Source organism: Caldimicrobium sp. SLHALR3 (assembly GCF_058692735.1).
The window spans coordinates 254,464-272,411 of record NZ_CP182484.1 but is presented as its reverse complement, the minus strand read 5'-3'; the positions used below and the strand labels follow the sequence as shown (position 1 = coordinate 272,411).

Genomic DNA, 17,948 nt, shown 5'->3' with positions numbered 1-17,948 from the left:
TAAAGCAAATTTTTTAAATTGGTGGTATTTTTATACAAAAATCAGGTTTGGTTATGAGGATTTTAAAGACTTTTTTCTTTTTAGGGCTTTTACTTCTTTTTGGTTATGTTTTTATCTATCCTTGGTTTATTCCTATTGAGCATTTAAAGAGGGAAAATCCCAAGTTAACTGCTATGATGAAATATAGAATAAAACAGTGGGAAAAAGAGGGGAAGAAAATAACTATAAAACAGATTTGGGTGCCTTTAAATAGGATTTCTCCTTATGTGATTAAAGCTGTTCTCATTGCTGAAGATGATAAGTTTTACAAGCATTCTGGATTTGATTTTGAGGCAATAAAAAAAGCTCTGGAGAAAAACTTAGAAGCTGGAAAAATTAAATACGGTGGAAGCACCATTTCTCAACAGACTGCCAAAAATCTTTTTCTTAGTCCTTCTAAAAATCCTATAAGAAAAATTCAGGAAGCTATTTTAACCTATCGTCTTGAGAAAGCTCTTAGCAAGAGAAGAATTCTTGAAATTTATTTAAACATTGCAGAATGGGGACCAGGAATTTTTGGTATAGAAGCAGCTTCAAGGTATTACTTTCACAAACCAGCTTTAGCCCTTTCTCCCTGGGAGGCAGCAAGATTAGCGGCTGTTTTACCCAATCCTCTCAAGTATAATCCTCTTTCGAATTCTTCTTATGTAAATTTTCGTGCTCGTCTTATTTACTTTATCATGAAAAAAAGAGGTGTTATAAAGCCAGAATTTGAAGAAATTGAAAAAGAAGAAGCTAAAGAGAATGCAACTATTTCTAATGAAACTCAACAAGAAAACCTTTCCTCTAATTCAACTTTAGAAACCCTTCCTACTAAGGAGTCCAAAGAAATTGAGAACTCTGATAACCAAACAAAAGATTAATTCTATATAAAAGTCCCGACTTTAAAATTAAACATTTCAGGTTAAATTAGCAAAGATGGAAGTTTTATATCAGATTGTTAATCAAATACTTTTATTTTTTGAAAAAAGTAATTATTTGGGAATATTTTTTTTGATGGCATTAGAATCTACTTTAGTTCCCATTCCAAGTGAAATAATCATTCCTCCGGCTGCTTATTTAGCTTATAAAGGAAAACTCTCCCTTTCTGGAGTTATTATTTCAGGAACTCTTGGGAGTTTGGCGGGTTCACTTTTTAACTACTTTATGGCTTTAAGAATCGGTCGCCCTGTAATTCTTTATTTTATAAAAAAATATGGAAAGTTCTTTCTGCTTACAGAGAAGTCTTTTTATAAAGTAGAAAATTTTTGGAATGATTATGGAAACATAAGCACTTTTGTAGGAAGACTTTTGCCAGGTTTTAGACACATAATTTCTATTCCTGCAGGATTTGCAAGAATGAATTTGTATCTTTTTTGTTTTTTTACCACCCTTGGAGCAAGTTTTTGGTGTGTCTTTCTTGGTTTTTGTGGCTACTTCTTTGGCAAAAATGAAATCTTGCTAAGAGAATATCTTCACAAAGGTTCTTATGCAATTGTAATTTTTTGTATCATTTTAGTAGCTTTTTATGTCAAATTTAAGCTCAAAAAATAAAACTATTCTCCTGGAAAGGCACTGGTAACTTTTGAATCTCTTGGAGGAATGAAACTAAATAAGCTATTTTCTAAATTCACATTATACTTCAAATTTTTAAATACAATTCTTATTTTTTCACCTGCGGTATTTATAAAGTAAAATTCTTTTATTTCTCCTGTATCAAAATTTACCGTTAAAACTAATTTTTCTACATAAGTATCTTTTTTAAGAGGTGAAAAAGAGAGTTTCCATTCTTTTTTATTTACAACTTCAAAACCTTCAAGTTTCAGGTCTTTTTTGATATTTCCTCTTCCACTCATAAATCCCAGTGCAAGTTGAGAAGATATCATTTTTCCTGATGGATAAATTAAAACCTCCTTTTCCTCTGGATAGTATACAAAAATTTTAATTCCGTCAGATATTATCAAAAATTTTTCGGGATTTCGATATTCCCAACGGAATTTTCCGGGTTTTTTGATCCAGACTTTTCCACTTCTTATTTCTTTTTTCCCATTTAAAAAAGTAGTTTCCTGAAAGAAATCAGCTTTTATAGTTTGGATATTTTCGTAAAAATATTGAACTTTGTTTAATACTTCTTCTACATCCTGGGCTGATAAATTTTTAAAACTGCCTGCGAGGACCCAAAACAGGACGAGGGCGAACACCGTCACTCGGACCAACAATTCCTTCCTCCTCCATTTTTTCTACTAATCTTGCAGCTCTATTATAACCTATTCTAAGTTTTCTTTGAAGCATAGATACCGAAATTTTACCATATTGATAAGCTATTTTCAAAGCCTCTTTATAAAGTTCATCATCAAAAGTATCATCCCTATCTGAAATTTCTTCCTCTTCTTCATAACTTTTAAAATCTGCCAAGTATTTTGGTTCACCAAAGGTTTTAAGATATTCTACGATATTCTTTATTTCTTTTTCTGAAATAAAAGGTGCATGAATTCTTTCTAAATGCGAAGATCCTGGAGGCATAAAAAGCATGTCTCCTGCTCCGAGAAGTCTTTCAGCACCCTGTGTATCAAGTATAGTTCTTGAATCAACTTTTGAAGTCACTTGAAAAGAAATACGTGCAGGAAAATTAACCTTTATAGTTCCTGTAATGACATCTACAGAGGGTCTTTGTGTTGCAACCAAAAGGTGAATTCCTGCTGCTCTTGCCATTTGTGCAAGCCTTATTAAAAGGGTCTCAACTTCTCTTAAAGAAACTACCATAAGATCTGCAAGTTCGTCAATTATCAAAACAATGTAAGGCAATTTTTCCTCAAAAGTTTCATTATAAGAATCGAGATTTCTTGCTCCAACTTCTTCAAAAAGGGTATATCTTCTTTCCATCTCATCAACAAGCCATTTTAAGGCCTTGGTTGCGGTTTTAGGATCAAGAACAACAGGATGAAGTAAATAGGGAATTCCTTCATATACGGAAAGTTCAATCCTTTTTGGATCTATCATTAAAAACTTTACTTCTTCTGGAGAACTTTTATAAATAAGACTTAAAATTACGCTGTGTAAAAATATACTTTTTCCAGAGCCTGTGCTTCCTGCAATTAAAAGGTGAGGGAGTTTTTTAAGGTCCGTCACTACAGGATTTCCAGAAATATCTTTCCCAAGAGCAATAGTTAAAGGAGATTTTGAATTTTTGAAAACCGGGCTTTCAAGAATTTCTTTCAGATAAACTAATTCTCTTTTTGGGTTAGATATTTCAATTCCCACTACATCTTTTCCAGGAATAGGTGCAATTATTCTTACACTTTTAGCTGAAAGCCCAAGAGCAAGATCGTCAACCAAACTTAAAATTCTACTAAGTTTTATACCCGGAGCAGGTTTAAATTCAAAAACTGTAATTACAGGACCAGGATTTATTCCCACAACCTCGCCCTCTATTCCAAATTCCCTCAATTTAGCTAAAAGAAGTTCTGCCCTTTCCTTCAGTTCCTCTGGTCTTATACGATGAGACATTTTGGGAATATCATTTAAAAGCTCTAAAGGAGGAGGAAAAACCCCCTTTTCTTTTATTTTTTCCTTTACTTCGTCTTTTGCTTCTTCTTTTATTTCTTTAGAAATTTCTTTGGATTCAACGATTTCAGACTTTTCTAATTCTTCCCTTTTCTTACTTTTTAAAGCACTTTTTGTCTTTTTAAATAAGTTTTTCCCCAAACCAAAACTTAAAAAAAGTATAAGTATTAGAAAAAAAAGAAGAAAAAGGAAAAAACCAGGGAGTCCAATTAAATGTATTATTAAAGAAGAAAGTTCTCCTATTAGCCCTCCAGTCAAAGGATATTTTCCAAACATATAAGAGTCTTTTATACCTATACTTTGGAAAAGATAAGAAAAAATCAAAGAAAACCATATAGAAGAAAGAAGAAAGATCGTTATTATTCTTTTTGGAGAAACACCTACAAAATAGGCTATTATACCAAGAAGACAAAAAAGGGGAATAAAAAGGGAAACAAAGCCAAATAAAAAAAATACTACAGAAGCTAAATATGCACCCAAAAGGCTTCCCCAGTTTTTAACTTCAGAAGCTCCATATACTCCTATTCCCGGGTCATAGGGATTATAAGAATAAATTGAGAGGGTAATAAAGCACAAAAATAACAGTAAAAATGTGTAGCCTATAAACTTTTTAGCTATCACCATCTAAAATTTGTTTGAGAATTTATTTTTCGAGACATTCCCTTTTAAAATTAATTTTATATAATTTAGGTAGATTAGCAAGAATTTTTCTTAGCGTAGGAGGAGAAATGGCAGAAATTGATTTAAAGAAATTGACTATTTGTAAAGCTGTAAAGTTACTTCGAGAAAAGAAAATAAGTAGTAAAGAGCTTGTTCTTGAAACTTTAAATCATATAAAAAAAATAGATCAAAAGGTAAAAGCTTTTCTTTATGTAAATGAAGAAAAAGCTCTTGAAGCTGCAGAAGAGGCAGATAAGGCTATTCAAAAAGGGGAAGAAAAAAAGCTTCTCGGGATTCCTATTTCTATAAAGGATAACATTTGTATTAGAGGACTTCCTACAACTTGTGCATCAAAAATTTTACAGAATTTTATTTCTCCCTATGATGCTACAGTTATAGAAAGATTAAAGAATGAGGGGGCGATTTTTATAGGAAAGACTAATTTAGATGAGTTTGCTATGGGATCTTCTACTGAAAATTCTGCTTTTTTTCCAACCCGTAATCCTTGGGATTTAGAAAGGGTTCCTGGTGGATCATCAGGAGGTTCAGCTGCTGCTGTTGCAAGCAGAATGGGACTTGGTTCTCTTGGTTCAGATACAGGTGGTTCTATTAGACAGCCCGCTTCCTTTTGCGGTGTTGTAGGAATGAAGCCTACTTATGGATTTGTTTCCCGTTTTGGACTTGTTGCCTTTGCCTCTTCCCTTGATCAAATTGGTCCTATTGCTATAAATGTAGAAGATACTGCTTATTTACTACAAATCATAGCAGGACACGATCCTAAAGACTCAACCTCAGCACCCGTTCCCGTTCCAGATTTTTTAAAATCCATTAGAGAAAACGAAAAAGCTTCTTTTAAAATAGGGCTTCCAAAGGAGTATTTTGAAGGAGAGATTGATCAAGAGATGACCAAAAAGATTTTAGAAGTTATAGAAAGACTAAAGAAAAAACACGAAGTAAAGGAAATAAGCCTTCCTCATACGGAATATGCAGTAGCTACATATTACATAATTGCACCAGCTGAAGCTTTTTCTAATCTTGCCCGCTATGACGGAGTAAAGTATGGATTTAGAGCTGAGTCTAAAAACCTTATTGAGATGTATAAAAAAAGTAGAGCCCTTGGTTTTGGAAAAGAAGTAAAAAGAAGAATAATGCTTGGAGCATATGCCCTTTCTGCTGGATACTACGATGCCTTTTACCTCAAAGCTTCAAAAGTAAGAACCTTAATTTTACAGGACTTTTTAAATGCCTTTAAAGAGGTAGATCTCATTTTAACTCCTGTTACTCCAACCCCACCTTTTAAAATCGGAGAAAAGATTTCTGATCCCTTACAAATGTATCTTTCAGATATTTTTACTATTCCTGTAAATTTAGCAGGTCTTCCTGGAATAAGTGTTCCTGTTGGTCTTACTTCAAATAATCTTCCAGTTGGTATACAAGTAATTGGAAAACACTTTAAAGACGACTTGGTATTAAGCCTTGCTTATCAAATAGAAAAAGAAGTAAATATGAAATTTATTCCACCTATTTTAGAAAACTAAAATGAAGAGAAAAGCTTTAGGAAAAGGATTATCCGAACTTATTCCAGAAGTGGAAGAAGAAAGCATAAAATATATTCTTCTGGAAAACATTTTATACTCTCCTTTTCAACCAAGAGTCCAATTTAAAGAAGATGAAGCTTTTGAAGAGCTTGTAAAGTCTATAAAAGAAAAAGGAATTTTACAACCTATTTTGGTGAGAGAAAAGGGTGGAGGAATTTATGAGTGTGTAGCAGGGGAAAGAAGATTAAGGGCTGCTAAAAAAGCAGGGTTAAAAGAGGTTCCTGCTATTGTAAAAAACATTTCTGATGAAGAGGCAATGGTTATCGCACTTATAGAAAATCTTCAAAGAAAAAATTTAAATCCTTTGGAGGAGGCTTTAGGTTATAAAACTCTTATTGAGAAATTTGGATATACTCAGGAAATGATAGCAGAAAAAATAGGAAAAGATAGAACAACTATTGCAAATCTTTTAAGACTTTTAAAACTGCCTCCCCTTATTCAAGAAGATCTCTTAGAAGAAAGGTTAACTGTAGGACATGCAAAGGCACTTCTTTCCCTTGATTCAGAGGAAAAACAACTTTATGTGAGAAATCTCATACTTGAAAAAGGTCTTTCCGTAAGAGAGACAGAAAGGCTTGTAACTCAGCTTCAAGGTGGAAAAATTCAGGAAAAGAAGAAAAAAGAGCCTGATCCAGATCTTATAAATCTTTCTGAAGAATTAAGTAGACTTGTAGGAACTCAAGTTCAGGTAAGAATGAAAAAGAAAAAAACCTATCTTATTTTTGAGTTTGACAAGCTTGAAGGAGTAGAAGAATTTATAGAAAAGCTAAAAAAAACCTTCTTATCTACATTTTAATGAATGGCAGATAGAAGCAAAGATTGGTTTAAACAAGCTTTAAGAGATTTAGAACATGCAAAAATTTCTTTAGAGCATGAAAATTTTGAATGGGCTTGTTTTGCTTCTCATCAATCTGCAGAAAAGGCAGTAAAAGCCTTACACTTACATTTTAAACAGGAAGCTTGGGGACATTCTATTTCTAAACTTTTACAAGAATTACCTATTGAAGTTCCTTCTGAACTTATAGAAATAGCAAAAGTTTTAGATTTGTATTATATTCCAACAAGATATCCTAATGGATTTCCAGATGGTGCTCCTTTTGAACATTTTGGGAAACTACAGGCAGAAGAGGCTATAAATTATGCCAGTAAGATCATTGAATTCGTCAGTTCTAAAATGGGTTACTAAGGAAGAAATTGAAAAAGCTCTAAAAAGCTGGATTGTTAAAATTAAGAAAAATCATCCTGAAGTAAAAAAGATAGGTTTGTTTGGTTCTTATGCGAAAGGTAATTGGGGAGTAGGAAGTGACCTTGATATTTTAATTGTGGTAGAAAAGGAAAAAATGCCTATTTTTAAAAGACCTTTAAAGTTTGATACTTCAGAACTTCCCATTCCTACAGATGTCTTTGTATATACAGAAGAAGAACTTGAAAAGTTAAAAAATACTCGTTTTTTTAAAGAGGTCTTAGAAAACCAAATTATTTGGTTAGATTAAAAAGCCTTACTTGTCTTTTTGTTTAAAATTCTTATTTTTTATTTAACAATCTAAATTCAAATTCCTAATAATTTTTTTCATAAAAAAGGAGGAAAATATGCGTATCGCGCAAGTATCTCCTCTTTACGAAAGTGTGCCACCTAAGTTTTACGGTGGAACAGAAAGAGTAGTTTCTTATTTAACAGAAGAACTTGTTAAAATGGGGCACGAAGTAGTTCTTTTTGCAAGCGGAGATTCTCAAACAAGTGCTCAGCTTATTCCAATATGTCCTCGTTCTTTAAGACTTGATAAAAATTGTAGAGATTCTTTAATATGGCATTTATACATGCTTGAAGAAGTCTTTAAAAGAGCTCAAATTTTTGATATAATTCACTTTCACATAGAATACTTACATCTTCCTTTAGCAACAAGATACAATATTTCTTTTATTACTACCTTACACGGCAGACTTGATTTATCAGAATATGTTCCATTTTTCAAAAAATTTAAGGATGCTCCTTTCGTTTCAATTTCAAATGCCCAAAGAAAACCTCTACCATGGCTTAATTGGCAAGCAACGGTTTATCATGGGCTTCCAGAAAATTTATACAAATTTTATCCTGAAAAAGGGGATTATCTTGCTTTTCTTGGAAGAATTTCCCCCGAAAAAAGACCAGATAGAGCTATTGAAATTGCTGAAAAATTTGGTATGAAACTAAAAATTGCAGCTAAGGTAGATAAAGCAGATGAGGTGTATTTTAAAGAAGTAATAAAACCAATGCTCAAAAGCCCCTGGGTAGAATTTATAGGAGAGATAGGAGAAAAAGAAAAAAATGAATTTTTGGGAAAAGCTTATGCTCTTGTCTTTCCGATAGACTGGCCTGAACCCTTTGGACTTGTTATGATTGAAGCTCTTGCATGCGGAACCCCTGTCGTAGCCTGGAAATGCGGTTCTGTTCCTGAAATAATTGAAGATGGGAAAACCGGTTTTATAGTTGAAAGCATTGATTCTGCAGTTAAAGCACTTGATAAAGTAAAAGATATTGACAGAAGATCCTGTAGAGAAAGCTTTGAAAGACGGTTTACTGCAAAAAGAATGGCTGAAGATTATGTGCGTGTTTATCAGAAAATAACTTCAAGAGAGGCTTTGCTCAAAGCTGTCTAAGAATGAAAGAAAATCCCTTCATAGAAACTTATACATTAAAACACGAAGAAGGATTTGCTATATTTGATGCTTACGGAAATATAGATATAGAAAAAAACCCGGAAGAAGGAATTTATTACGAAGGAACAAGATTTCTTTCTTATTGCAAACTTTACATTTTTGATGAAATTCCAATTCTTTTAAGCTCTGCAGTTAAAGATGACAATTCAATTTTTACTGCTGACCTTACAAATCCTGATATAGTAAAAAATGGAGAAATTTTGATTCCTAAGGGAAATATTCACATTTTGAGGTCAAAATTTATGTACGAAAATTGTTGTTATGAAAAGATATATATTAAAAACTTTTTTACATCTCCTGTAGAACTTGAACTTAATTTCTACTTTAATAATGATTTTGCAGATATATTTGAAGTTAGAGGATTTAAGAGAATTAAAAAGGGAAAGTTTTTGCCTTTAGAAACAGAAAAAAGCCGAATAAGATTTATTTATGAAGGGCTTGACAATGTTAAAAGAGAAACAGATATAATTTTTAATCCACCTCCAGAAGAAATTTTTTCAAATAAAGCTATCTATAAAATTAAGTTGTCTCCTAAAGAAAGCTTTTCTTTTTATTTAACTACTAAGTGCTTAATAGAAAACAAAAATCCCAAAAATTGTACTTATAAAAAAGCTTTACACTACATAAAGTTACGTTTAAAGAATTGGGAGGATAGAAGTTGCAAAATTTACACCTCTAATGAACAATTTAATCAATGGCTTAAGAGATCCTGGGCTGACATAGTAATGCTTACAACCTCTACTCCTTATGGTCCTTATCCTTATGCAGGTGTTCCTTGGTTTAATACTATCTTCGGAAGGGATGGTATTATAACAGCTATGGAATGTTTATGGATAAATCCTTCTATTGCTAAAGGAACTCTTTCTTTTTTAGCTTCACATCAGGCTAAGGAGTTTAATCAAGAGACCGATGCTCAACCTGGCAAAATTGTGCATGAAATAAGAAAAGGGGAAATGGCATCAACTGGAGAAATACCTTTTTCTAAATATTATGGAAGTGTTGATGCAACACCTCTTTTTGTAGTTTTAGCAAGTAAATACTATGAAAGAACAGGAGATTTGGAATTTATTAAGACTATATGGAAAAATATATTAATGGCTATTTCTTGGATAGATGAGTATGGAGACCTTGATAAGGACGGATTTGTGGAATATGTACCCTCTGAGAAAGGACTGATAAATAAAGGCTGGAAGGATTCGGAAGACAGCGTTTTTTATGAAGACGGAAAACTTGCTAAACCTCCTATTGCTCTTGTTGAAGTACAGGGATATATATATAAGGCAAAAAGAGAAGGAGCAAAATTAGCAAGAATTCTTGGTGAAAAAGAATTGGCTTTAAAGTGGGAAAAAGAAGCTGAAAAATTAAAAGAACTTATTGAAGAAAAATTTTGGGATGAAGAACTCAATTTTTTCGTTTTAGCTTTAGATGGAGATAAAAGACCCTGCAGAGTGAGGACAAGTAATGCTGGACATCTTCTTTTTAGTAAGGCAATCAGCAAAGCTAAAGCAAAGAAAATTGCAGAGGTCTTTTTTGAAAAACATTTTTTCTCTGGATGGGGTATAAGAACTCTTTCTTCTTTAGAAACAAGATACAATCCTCTTTCGTATCACAATGGTTCAGTATGGCCTCATGACAATGCTTTAATAGCTTTTGGTATGGCACTCTACGATCTCAAAAATGAAGCATTAAAAATATTAAAAACTCTTTTTGAAGCAAGCACATTTTTTAAGTTACACAGAATTCCAGAACTTTTTTGTGGATTTGAAAGAAGACCTCATGAAGGACCCACCCATTATCCAGTTGCTTGCCATCCACAGGCTTGGTCTGCTGGTTCTGTCTTTTTAATTCTTCAGGGTTGTTTGGGGCTTTCCTTTGAAAAAAACGAAATTTATTTTAAACACCCAGTGCTTCCAAATTTTCTTGAAGAAGTATGGATAAAAGATCTTAAAGTAAAAGGAGGAAAGGTTGATCTCTATCTAAAAAGGTATGGAGACGATGTAGTTATAAATGTAGTTAAAAAAGAAGGAGAAGTAAAAATTTTTGTAGAAAAATAAGTTTAAGCTCTTACATACCTATAACCTTCATTTTGCCACTCAACAAGAGCAACAATTCCAGCAGGAATGGTTTTTCCTCCTTCTGGAACCTTCTCAAAAGGTATGTTAAATCCTTTTAAAGCATTTTCACAAAAATAAACTTCAATACCTAAAGAGATAACCTCCTTAAAAATATTTTCATATGGTTTAAAATCATTCAATACAGTAATTCCCTCAAAATTAACCACTATTCTTACAGAATACTTATCCTTTAAAGCTGTAACAAAATTTTTTGACATTTTTAAAGCTGCTTCAAATCTTTTAGAATCGGGGACATGAATTAGAAGTTTAAATTTAACATCCTCCATACCTTTTCATCCTCCTTATTGCTCAAATTCTTTTTTTAGGCTTCTTGATAAAAGCCTTTTTAAACACTCTTGAGGAGACTCTTTTTTATAAAGAACTTTATAAACCTCCTCACAAATGGGGATTTCCACTTCAAGCTTTTTAGCGAGATTTTTAACTACTTTAGCGGTTTTAACTCCCTCTGCTACCTGCCTTAAATCTGTTAAAATATTTTCAAGTTTTTCACCTTTACCAAGTCTGTAACCTACTTGATAATTTCTTGAAAGAGCTCCTGTGCAGGTTAAAACAAGATCTCCCATTCCTGCAAGTCCGTAAAAAGTTTGTAGGTTTCCTCCAAGTTTTACACCTAAACGAATGATTTCTAAAAGACCTCTTGTTATAAGACTTGCTCTGGCATTGAGACCAAGTCCCAATCCATCACTAATACCAGAAGCAATAGCAATCACATTTTTTAAAGCACCTGCAATTTCTACTCCTATAGGATCATCACTTCTATACACTCTAAAATAAGGCACAGCTAAAAGTTCTTGCATTTTTTTGGTTTCTTCTTCATTTTCTCCTGCTAAAACGACTGCAGTTGGTAATCCCTTTGCTACTTCTTTAGCAAAGGAGGGACCACCCAAAACAAAGATATTAACTTTTGCTGAAAGTTCTTCTTTTAAAATAGTGTAAGGAGTTTTCTCAGTATTAAAATCTATACCTTTTATACCTGAAATGTGATATAAAATTTTATCCACAAATTTTTTATAAGTTTTAACCACTTCTTTTAAAGCAAAAGAAGGAATAGCCCAGAGTAGAATTTCAGAATTTTTAAAGGCTATTTCTGGATCAAGAGTTGCTTTAAGTTTTTTAGGAAGCTTAATACCTGGTAGGTAAAAGGGATTTTCATTTTCTTTGTTAATAGCCTCTACAACTGCTTCTCTTCTGACAAAAAGTAAGACCTCAAATCCCTTTTCAGCTAATATTTTGGCAAGGGCTGTTCCCCAACTACCTCCACCAACAACCGTTATTTTCATATTTTTTCCTTTACAAAGTAATTAAAATAGTTTAAAATTTTTTAAAATAATTTCAATCAAAAACAAACCTTTGAGAAAAAATCCAATTGAAGAAGGATTACGGCAGTAGAACTTGCAGAAGAAATCGTTAATTTCGTAGAAGAAAAAATAAAAAATTTAAGGTATTAGATACTTTTGCATTCTTTTTGGAACCCACCACCTTTCTATATTATAACCTATACCAATGGGTGCTGGCTTAATTCCATGAAATCTTTTGTGTATCGCTTCAAGACTTACAGGAATATATAAAAAAGTGTAAGGCTGATCTTCAGCAAGTATTTCCTGTACTTTGTAATAGATTTTTTTTCTTTTTTCTTTATCTAAGGTATACCTTCCCTCTTCTAAAAGTCTGTCAAGTTCTGGATTTGAGTATCCGACGAAATTAAGCCCTGGAGGTTTTATTTTAGATGAATGGAATATGTCATATAAATCTGGATCAGGACCTGTTGCCCATCCAAGAATTACTGCCTCAAACCTTCTTGTATCAATAAACTGATGTATAAGAGTTGTCCACTCCATAACCCTTATGTTAACTTTAATTCCTAACTTAGAAAGTTCTCTTTGAATGATTTGAGCAGCAAGAAGCCTCGGAAGATTCCCCTGATTTACAAGTAGTGTGAATTCAAAAGGCTTTCCATCTTTTTCAAGAATTCCTTTTTTATTTCTCTTAAATCCCGCTTCTTGCAAAAGTTTAAGAGCCTTTTCAGGATTGTATGGGCAGGATTTTTCTATTTCTTTGTTGTAAAACCATGTATCAGGTTTATACGGTCCATAAGCAGGTATTCCCTGCCCTAAAAGTGCTCCCTTAACTATTTCCTCTTTATTGATAGCATAACACAAAGCTTTTCTAACTCTTTTATCCTTAAAAAAGGGATGCCTAAGATTGTAGCCTATATAAGTGAAAGAAAAGGATGAATATTTGTAAACATTAAATTCGCTTTTTAGTGTGCCTTCTCTTTGAAGTTTTAAATATTGAAGTGGAGTAAGAGAAACCCAGTCTACCCCTCCTGATTTTAATTCCATAAAAAGGGTTGAAGGGTCAGGAATAATTCTATAAATTATATAGTTTAAGTAGGGTCTTCCTTCGTAATAAAGAGGGTTATATTTTAAAATGATTTCCTGCTGGGTTTTCCATCTTTCGAGTTTAAAAGGTCCATTTCCTATAGGTTTTCTTCCAAATATATTTCTGAGATAATCAAGACTTTTTCCTTCTAAAATATGCTTTGGCAAAACAACCAGATTTCCCCAGGAAGAAAGGGCAAGAGCAAAGGGCCTTTTGTAAGTTACTCTAAATGTATAAGGATCAATAATTTTAAACTCCTTTACTTCTGAAAAATCACTTGCATAAGGAGAGGGAACTTGCGGAGAGGTTATGAGTTTAAATCCAAAATAAACATCTTCTGCAGTAACTTCTACTCCGTCTTCCCATTTAACCCCTTTTTTAAGATAAAAGGTAATGGTTTTTTGATCAGGAGAAACTTCAAACCTTTCAGCAAGTTCACCCACTATTTTTAAATCTGGAGCATATTTAACCACGCCGAGAAAGATATGTCCTGCAACGGTATGACTCGTAACATCTGTTGCTATCATGGGAACGAGTATACTTGCATCAGCAACAGAACCTATAACGAGAGCATCCCCGTAATCGGGTTTCTCTTTTGAGGTTCCGTTTTTTTTGAAGGCAAAGGCAATACAAAATCCCAAAAAAAGAAAAAGTATAAAAAGAATTTTTCTTTTCATTAAGTTCCTCTTTTTTCACCTTCTCTTTTTTCTCTGAGTCTAATCATAAACTCGTTTAAATCCTTTAAAGAATCTTTTTCTGGCTTAAAAATAATTGCTACACCTCTTGCAAAAACAAGAAAGAAAATGCCAAGTGACCACCAAAAAACATCCATACCTGAAAATTTTCCTTCAAAAAGAAATATCATAAACTCTCTTATAAGAAAGGCTATTATTGCTTCAATAAGAATCTCTATATGCACCTGATGGTGCTCAAAGTATTCTACAAAGGCTCTTATAAGCTCAAGAATTACTATCAGTGATAAAACATTTATCACTAACTCCTTAATCCCAAGTCTTACTGTCTTTTCAGTAATAGTGTATCCAAGCTCAGAAACCGTCCTGATAATTATTACAGCAGTTACAAAAATAAGAATTATTATTACAAGATTATAGGCGACTCTTATTGTGGATGAGTAAATTTTTAGAAAAAAATCCTGCAAATTAAACATTTTTCACTCCTAAAGGTAGGTATTTTAAAGGTGTATATTTTGGACCAGAAGGATGCAAATCACTTTTATAAAGAACAATTTCTTTAACATAAAACTTTTTACCCTTAAACTTTAAAGCAGACCTTTTCAGTTCTTCGATAAATTTTCTTAAAGTTTTCTCATCTGTCTTTTCTTTTATCCTAAGAAGAGTTATATGGGGATGGAACTCTTCATTCCTGTTTTTAAGTTTAAGAGGTTTTAATGCCTTTTTCAGCGAATCGTAAAGCTTAAAAATGTTATTTGAAAAATCCTTTATTCCAATCCAAACCACTCTGGGAATTCCTTGAGAAGGGAAATAACCAGCTGTATCGAGTTCAAGCTCAAAAGGAAGGATTTCTTCACAAACGGATTTACATTTCTTGTATATATTTTCTACAAGATTTTCTGATACATTTCCAAAAAAGCGAAGAGTCAAATGAAGATTTTCCTCTTCTACCCATTTTAATTTTATGCTTTCTGGGATATCAATTTTACTAAGACTATAAAGTTCTTTCTTTAACTCCTGTGGCAAATCTATAGCTAAAAAAGCCCTCACCATAGAAAAGATACCTCCTCAAAATATCAAGAGCGGTATAGCTTGCCAGAATCTGTATCTGCTTTCTATTTCCTGTAAAATTAAATCTAAAGGCTTTTACTTTATTTTTATAAGAGAAACCTATATATACTGTTCCCACAGGATTTTCAGGAGTTCCACCAGTTGGACCGGCAAAACCTGTAAGACTTAAAGAATAATCAACCTTTGTTTTTTCTCTTACCCCTTCTGCCATCTCCATTGCAACTTCATAACTCACTACATCAAACTTTTCTATGGTGCTCTTTTTTACTCCAAGAAGTTCAACCTTGCTTTCAGGACTGTATGTAACAAACCCTCTGTCAAAGTAAAGAGAACTTCCAGAAACAGAAGTAATAAGAGAGGAAAGAAAACCACCTGTACAAGATTCAGCAACAGCAAGTTTTTCTTTTCTTTCTTTAAGACACTCTCCTATAACTTCAGGTAAACCTTGGTCATTTTCACTGACAAGATACAAAAAAAATCTATCTTTGATTTTTTGGGTAAAATCCCTAATTTCTTCTTCCTTTTTTCCCTGCAAAATCAATTTCAATTCCGGAAAAACCGGATAATATCCTATCTTAATTTTAGATAGAAAATCTTCTGAAAAGCTTTTTATAAACTGATTTAAATCCGTTTCATTTAAATCAAAAAATCTTAAGGTTTTGAAAACTCGTTTTTTGGTTTCGGGACTTAATTTAAGAAGTCGGGGAATAACTTCATTTTCTAAAAGATTTTCAAACTGGTAGGGTACTCCAGGAAGAAAGAAAAGAAACTTGTTTTTTATTTCTAAAGTATATCCTGCAGAAGAAAAATCTTTTGATAAAGGAATAGCTCCCTCTGGAAGTAATGCCATTTTACTTGCCAATTTTTGAGAATCTTTGTATTCTTTTGCAAAAAAGATGGCAGAGAGAAACTCTTTATTTTCTACCAATTTCAAATTAAATGCTTTTGAAACAGCTAAATTAGTTAAGTCATCGTCTGTTGGTCCGAGTCCCCCTGATACTATTAAAAAATCGTATTTCTCAGAAAGTTTTCTCAAGTATTCAGAAATAATTTCTATCTCATCAGGAAGTATAACTATCTCACCTATTTCAAATCCGTAAGAAGTAAGCATTTTGCCTGCAAAAACACTATTAGTATTGTCAATAGCCCCACAAATAAGTTCATCTCCAATAAAAATTAAGGCGCCAATCATTTCTCTAAAAATATCTTATATTATAGAAAAGTATTTGGCAAGTGTAAAAACACTGTTACGAAAAGATTGGTTAAAGCTCCAGCTATTAAATCATCAGCCATTATTCCCCATCCACAAGGAAGTTTTTCACTTTTTTTAAGAGGATAAGGTTTTTTTATATCTATAACTCTAAAAACAATAAAAGCTAAAAGAAATTCCAACAGAGTATGTTTTCCCATAACACCTATCCACATTCCTGCTATTTCATCTATCACTACAATCTCTGGGTCTTTCTCTTTTAAAATCTGAGAAGTAAACCCAGAACTTATTACTCCGAGAAAGATAATAGCCATAATTAAAAGAGCCTGTTTTAATAAGGATAAATCTTTAAAAAACCAGAAAAAAATTAATCCTTCCAAAGAACCAAAAGTTCCTGGACAAGGAGGCAAAAATCCAACCAATGCTCCTGAGGAAATGAAAAGCCAGAAAAAGTTCTTATCAAACTGATTAAAAGGGAGGATTCTGCAATTCCTTTTCAAATTCATTGTAATTTTCCATATCTATAAGGGTTTTAAGCTTCCATAGATAAAGCTTTATTTGAAGCCTTTTTTCTTCGGATTTGGCATTTTTAAGAACCTGCTCTGCTAATTCTTCCATTTTTTTATATTTATTTAGAGCTGAAGTCTTTAAAGTTTCTTTATAGGTTTTTACCTTTTTAAGAAGTTCTTTTGCCATGGAATTGACTTTCTTCAATTCTTTTTCAGCAGATTTATAATATTTACTTTGATAGAGATCCTTAGCTTTTTCCCACAAACTTAAAACCTTTTCGTACTCATCCTTAAATACCTCTTGAGCTTTATAGTATTTAAGTTGATTCATTAAATCTTCGGTTTCAGTATAAAGTTTTTCTGGAGCAGGATAAAGAGTGATATAGTTTTTGATAAAGGGTATATGACTTAAAGATACCTTTATTTTTTCTACTGCCCTTTCTTTGGTTTCACAAGATGTCAACAAAATTAACGCTAAAAATAAAAAAATGAAATTTTTGAGTTTAATTTTTTTCATGTTGGATTATATCTTTTAAAGCCTCTTTTATTTCTTCAAATTTAAATTTAAAACCAAGCTCTAAGAGATTTTTAGGGTAGGCTTTAATACTATAAGTAATCGCATTTGCAAGTTCTCCAAATACAAGTTTTAGAAGAAAAACAGGAACAGTAAAAATTGTTGGTCTTCTAAGGATCTCCCCGAGAGTTTTGGTAAATTCTTTGTTAGTTACAGGTTTAGGAGAGACGAAATTATATATTCCTTCTTTTTCACTTTTTATTAAAAAAAGCATAGCAGAAACAAGGTCTTTTATATGAATCCAGGAAAACCACTGATTACCCTTATCAAGAGTTCCTCCCAATCCCAATTTGAAAATTGGCAAAATTTTGGAAAGCATTCCGCCTTTCCCAAGAACAATCCCAAATCTTGTAATAATTACTTTAACTTCTTTTTTCTCAGCTTTTAAAGCACTTTTTTCCCACTCAATACAGGTTTTTGCTAAAAAGTCATCTCCAGCAGAAGCCTCCTCTGTAACAAGGCTATCTCCCTTATCTCCATAATATCCTATAGCTGAAGCATTTATAAGTAATGCTCCCTCTTTTATCGAGGAAACTACATTTTCTGTTGCCTTTACTCTACTTTCTAAAATCAATTTTTTGTAGCTTTCGTTCCATCTTGAAAATATGTTTTGCCCAGCCAGATTTATTACTATATCAGCTTCTTTCAAATAATTCTGCCAATCTCCTGTTTTTGTTGGATCTCCCAAAATAGGTTTATAAATGGGAAGCAATCTTTTTGCTTTTTCTTCACTTCTTACAAGAACATAAACCTTGTATCCTTCTTTAGAAAGCGCAGGAATAATGTGAGAACCTATAAAACCTGTTCCACCTATAACAAAAATCTTTTTAATAATATA

At 32.5% G+C, this 17,948-nt stretch carries 19 protein-coding genes; 8 read left to right on the top strand and 11 right to left on the bottom strand.

The features are described 5' to 3' along the window. Positions 1-53: 53 nt before the first annotated feature. Together mtgA and ACLGLP_RS01435 are read left to right on the top strand one after the other, a co-directional pair. Positions 54-902 (top strand): monofunctional biosynthetic peptidoglycan transglycosylase, encoded by an 849-nt coding sequence (gene mtgA / locus ACLGLP_RS01440; RefSeq protein ID WP_492113166.1) that lies wholly within the window; start codon positions 54-56, stop codon positions 900-902. A gap of 55 nt (positions 903-957) precedes the next feature. After that, on the top strand, positions 958-1,572 hold the full coding sequence (locus tag ACLGLP_RS01435; protein WP_492113165.1) for a DedA family protein: 615 nt from the start codon (positions 958-960) through the stop codon (positions 1,570-1,572). Between the two features lie 2 nt (positions 1,573-1,574). On the opposite strand, the gene lolA is transcribed toward ACLGLP_RS01435, so the two are convergent. Further along, a complete protein-coding gene (gene lolA / locus ACLGLP_RS01430; protein WP_492113164.1) occupies positions 1,575-2,237 on the bottom strand; it encodes an outer membrane lipoprotein periplasmic chaperone LolA in 663 nt (220 codons plus the stop codon). Then, positions 2,176-4,206 (bottom strand): DNA translocase FtsK, encoded by a 2,031-nt coding sequence (locus ACLGLP_RS01425; RefSeq protein ID WP_492113163.1) that lies wholly within the window; start codon positions 4,204-4,206, stop codon positions 2,176-2,178. The genes lolA and ACLGLP_RS01425 overlap by 62 nt, the downstream gene beginning before the upstream one ends. A gap of 104 nt (positions 4,207-4,310) precedes the next feature. Between ACLGLP_RS01425 and gatA the strand changes: the two genes are divergently transcribed. From gatA to ACLGLP_RS01395, 6 genes are all read left to right on the top strand, one after another. Next, positions 4,311-5,780, top strand: coding sequence for an Asp-tRNA(Asn)/Glu-tRNA(Gln) amidotransferase subunit GatA (gatA, locus tag ACLGLP_RS01420; protein ID WP_492113162.1), 1,470 nt, complete (start codon positions 4,311-4,313; stop codon positions 5,778-5,780). A 1-nt stretch (position 5,781) separates the two neighbouring features. Next, positions 5,782-6,636, top strand: a complete 855-nt coding sequence (locus ACLGLP_RS01415; protein WP_492113161.1) for a ParB/RepB/Spo0J family partition protein — start codon at positions 5,782-5,784, stop codon at positions 6,634-6,636. A 3-nt stretch (positions 6,637-6,639) separates the two neighbouring features. Beyond that, a complete protein-coding gene (locus tag ACLGLP_RS01410) occupies positions 6,640-7,026 on the top strand; it encodes a HEPN domain-containing protein (RefSeq protein WP_492113160.1) in 387 nt (128 codons plus the stop codon). Further along, positions 6,980-7,333 (top strand): nucleotidyltransferase domain-containing protein, encoded by a 354-nt coding sequence (locus ACLGLP_RS01405; RefSeq protein WP_492113159.1) that lies wholly within the window; start codon positions 6,980-6,982, stop codon positions 7,331-7,333. Before ACLGLP_RS01410 ends, ACLGLP_RS01405 begins: the two co-directional genes overlap by 47 nt. A 97-nt stretch (positions 7,334-7,430) precedes the next feature. Continuing rightward, positions 7,431-8,477 (top strand): glycosyltransferase family 4 protein, encoded by a 1,047-nt coding sequence (locus tag ACLGLP_RS01400; RefSeq protein WP_492113158.1) that lies wholly within the window; start codon positions 7,431-7,433, stop codon positions 8,475-8,477. A 2-nt stretch (positions 8,478-8,479) separates the two neighbouring features. Beyond that, entirely contained in the window at positions 8,480-10,591 is a 2,112-nt protein-coding gene (locus ACLGLP_RS01395; protein ID WP_492113157.1) for an amylo-alpha-1,6-glucosidase, read from the top strand. Between the two features lie 2 nt (positions 10,592-10,593). On the opposite strand, the gene ACLGLP_RS01390 is transcribed toward ACLGLP_RS01395, so the two are convergent. The 9 genes from ACLGLP_RS01390 to ACLGLP_RS01350 all read right to left on the bottom strand — a co-directional run bounded on the left by ACLGLP_RS01390 (position 10,594) and on the right by ACLGLP_RS01350 (position 17,933). Next, positions 10,594-10,938 (bottom strand): DsrE family protein, encoded by a 345-nt coding sequence (locus tag ACLGLP_RS01390; protein ID WP_492113156.1) that lies wholly within the window; start codon positions 10,936-10,938, stop codon positions 10,594-10,596. Between the two features lie 15 nt (positions 10,939-10,953). Continuing rightward, positions 10,954-11,952, bottom strand: a complete 999-nt coding sequence (locus ACLGLP_RS01385) for an NAD(P)H-dependent glycerol-3-phosphate dehydrogenase (RefSeq protein ID WP_492113155.1) — start codon at positions 11,950-11,952, stop codon at positions 10,954-10,956. A gap of 156 nt (positions 11,953-12,108) precedes the next feature. After that, a complete protein-coding gene (locus tag ACLGLP_RS01380; RefSeq protein WP_492113154.1) occupies positions 12,109-13,731 on the bottom strand; it encodes a peptide-binding protein in 1,623 nt (540 codons plus the stop codon). Continuing rightward, positions 13,731-14,222: a phosphate-starvation-inducible PsiE family protein gene (locus tag ACLGLP_RS01375; protein ID WP_492113153.1), complete on the bottom strand. Its 492-nt coding sequence runs from the start codon at positions 14,220-14,222 to the stop codon at positions 13,731-13,733. Before ACLGLP_RS01375 ends, ACLGLP_RS01380 begins: the two co-directional genes overlap by 1 nt. Then, positions 14,215-14,799, bottom strand: a complete 585-nt coding sequence (thpR, locus tag ACLGLP_RS01370) for an RNA 2',3'-cyclic phosphodiesterase (protein WP_492113152.1) — start codon at positions 14,797-14,799, stop codon at positions 14,215-14,217. The genes ACLGLP_RS01375 and thpR overlap by 8 nt, the downstream gene beginning before the upstream one ends. Then, positions 14,741-16,009, bottom strand: coding sequence for a CinA family nicotinamide mononucleotide deamidase-related protein (locus ACLGLP_RS01365; protein WP_492113151.1), 1,269 nt, complete (start codon positions 16,007-16,009; stop codon positions 14,741-14,743). Before ACLGLP_RS01365 ends, thpR begins: the two co-directional genes overlap by 59 nt. Positions 16,010-16,029: 20 nt before the next feature. Further along, entirely contained in the window at positions 16,030-16,533 is a 504-nt protein-coding gene (locus ACLGLP_RS01360) for a phosphatidylglycerophosphatase A family protein (RefSeq protein ID WP_492113150.1), read from the bottom strand. Then, the gene (locus tag ACLGLP_RS01355; protein WP_492113149.1) at positions 16,496-17,053 is read right to left on the bottom strand and encodes a BAR domain-containing protein; all 558 of its coding nucleotides are present in this window, start codon (positions 17,051-17,053) and stop codon (positions 16,496-16,498) included. The genes ACLGLP_RS01360 and ACLGLP_RS01355 overlap by 38 nt, the downstream gene beginning before the upstream one ends. Further along, the gene (locus ACLGLP_RS01350; protein ID WP_492113717.1) at positions 17,040-17,933 is read right to left on the bottom strand and encodes a TIGR01777 family oxidoreductase; all 894 of its coding nucleotides are present in this window, start codon (positions 17,931-17,933) and stop codon (positions 17,040-17,042) included. Before ACLGLP_RS01350 ends, ACLGLP_RS01355 begins: the two co-directional genes overlap by 14 nt. Positions 17,934-17,948 lie beyond the last annotated feature (15 nt).

Coding starts and splice junctions, on each gene's coding strand:
- mtgA (WP_492113166.1), top strand. CDS start 54: ATGAGGATTTTAAAGACTTTTTTCTTTTTAGGGCTTTTACTTCTTTTT.
- ACLGLP_RS01435 (WP_492113165.1), top strand. CDS start 958: ATGGAAGTTTTATATCAGATTGTTAATCAAATACTTTTATTTTTTGAA.
- ACLGLP_RS01425 (WP_492113163.1), bottom strand. CDS start 4,206: ATGGTGATAGCTAAAAAGTTTATAGGCTACACATTTTTACTGTTATTT.
- gatA (WP_492113162.1), top strand. CDS start 4,311: ATGGCAGAAATTGATTTAAAGAAATTGACTATTTGTAAAGCTGTAAAG.
- ACLGLP_RS01415 (WP_492113161.1), top strand. CDS start 5,782: ATGAAGAGAAAAGCTTTAGGAAAAGGATTATCCGAACTTATTCCAGAA.
- ACLGLP_RS01410 (WP_492113160.1), top strand. CDS start 6,640: ATGGCAGATAGAAGCAAAGATTGGTTTAAACAAGCTTTAAGAGATTTA.
- ACLGLP_RS01405 (WP_492113159.1), top strand. CDS start 6,980: ATGCCAGTAAGATCATTGAATTCGTCAGTTCTAAAATGGGTTACTAAG.
- ACLGLP_RS01400 (WP_492113158.1), top strand. CDS start 7,431: ATGCGTATCGCGCAAGTATCTCCTCTTTACGAAAGTGTGCCACCTAAG.
- ACLGLP_RS01395 (WP_492113157.1), top strand. CDS start 8,480: ATGAAAGAAAATCCCTTCATAGAAACTTATACATTAAAACACGAAGAA.
- ACLGLP_RS01390 (WP_492113156.1), bottom strand. CDS start 10,938: ATGGAGGATGTTAAATTTAAACTTCTAATTCATGTCCCCGATTCTAAA.
- ACLGLP_RS01385 (WP_492113155.1), bottom strand. CDS start 11,952: ATGAAAATAACGGTTGTTGGTGGAGGTAGTTGGGGAACAGCCCTTGCC.
- ACLGLP_RS01380 (WP_492113154.1), bottom strand. CDS start 13,731: ATGAAAAGAAAAATTCTTTTTATACTTTTTCTTTTTTTGGGATTTTGT.
- ACLGLP_RS01375 (WP_492113153.1), bottom strand. CDS start 14,222: ATGTTTAATTTGCAGGATTTTTTTCTAAAAATTTACTCATCCACAATA.
- thpR (WP_492113152.1), bottom strand. CDS start 14,799: ATGGTGAGGGCTTTTTTAGCTATAGATTTGCCACAGGAGTTAAAGAAA.
- ACLGLP_RS01365 (WP_492113151.1), bottom strand. CDS start 16,009: ATGATTGGCGCCTTAATTTTTATTGGAGATGAACTTATTTGTGGGGCT.
- ACLGLP_RS01360 (WP_492113150.1), bottom strand. CDS start 16,533: ATGAATTTGAAAAGGAATTGCAGAATCCTCCCTTTTAATCAGTTTGAT.
- ACLGLP_RS01355 (WP_492113149.1), bottom strand. CDS start 17,053: ATGAAAAAAATTAAACTCAAAAATTTCATTTTTTTATTTTTAGCGTTA.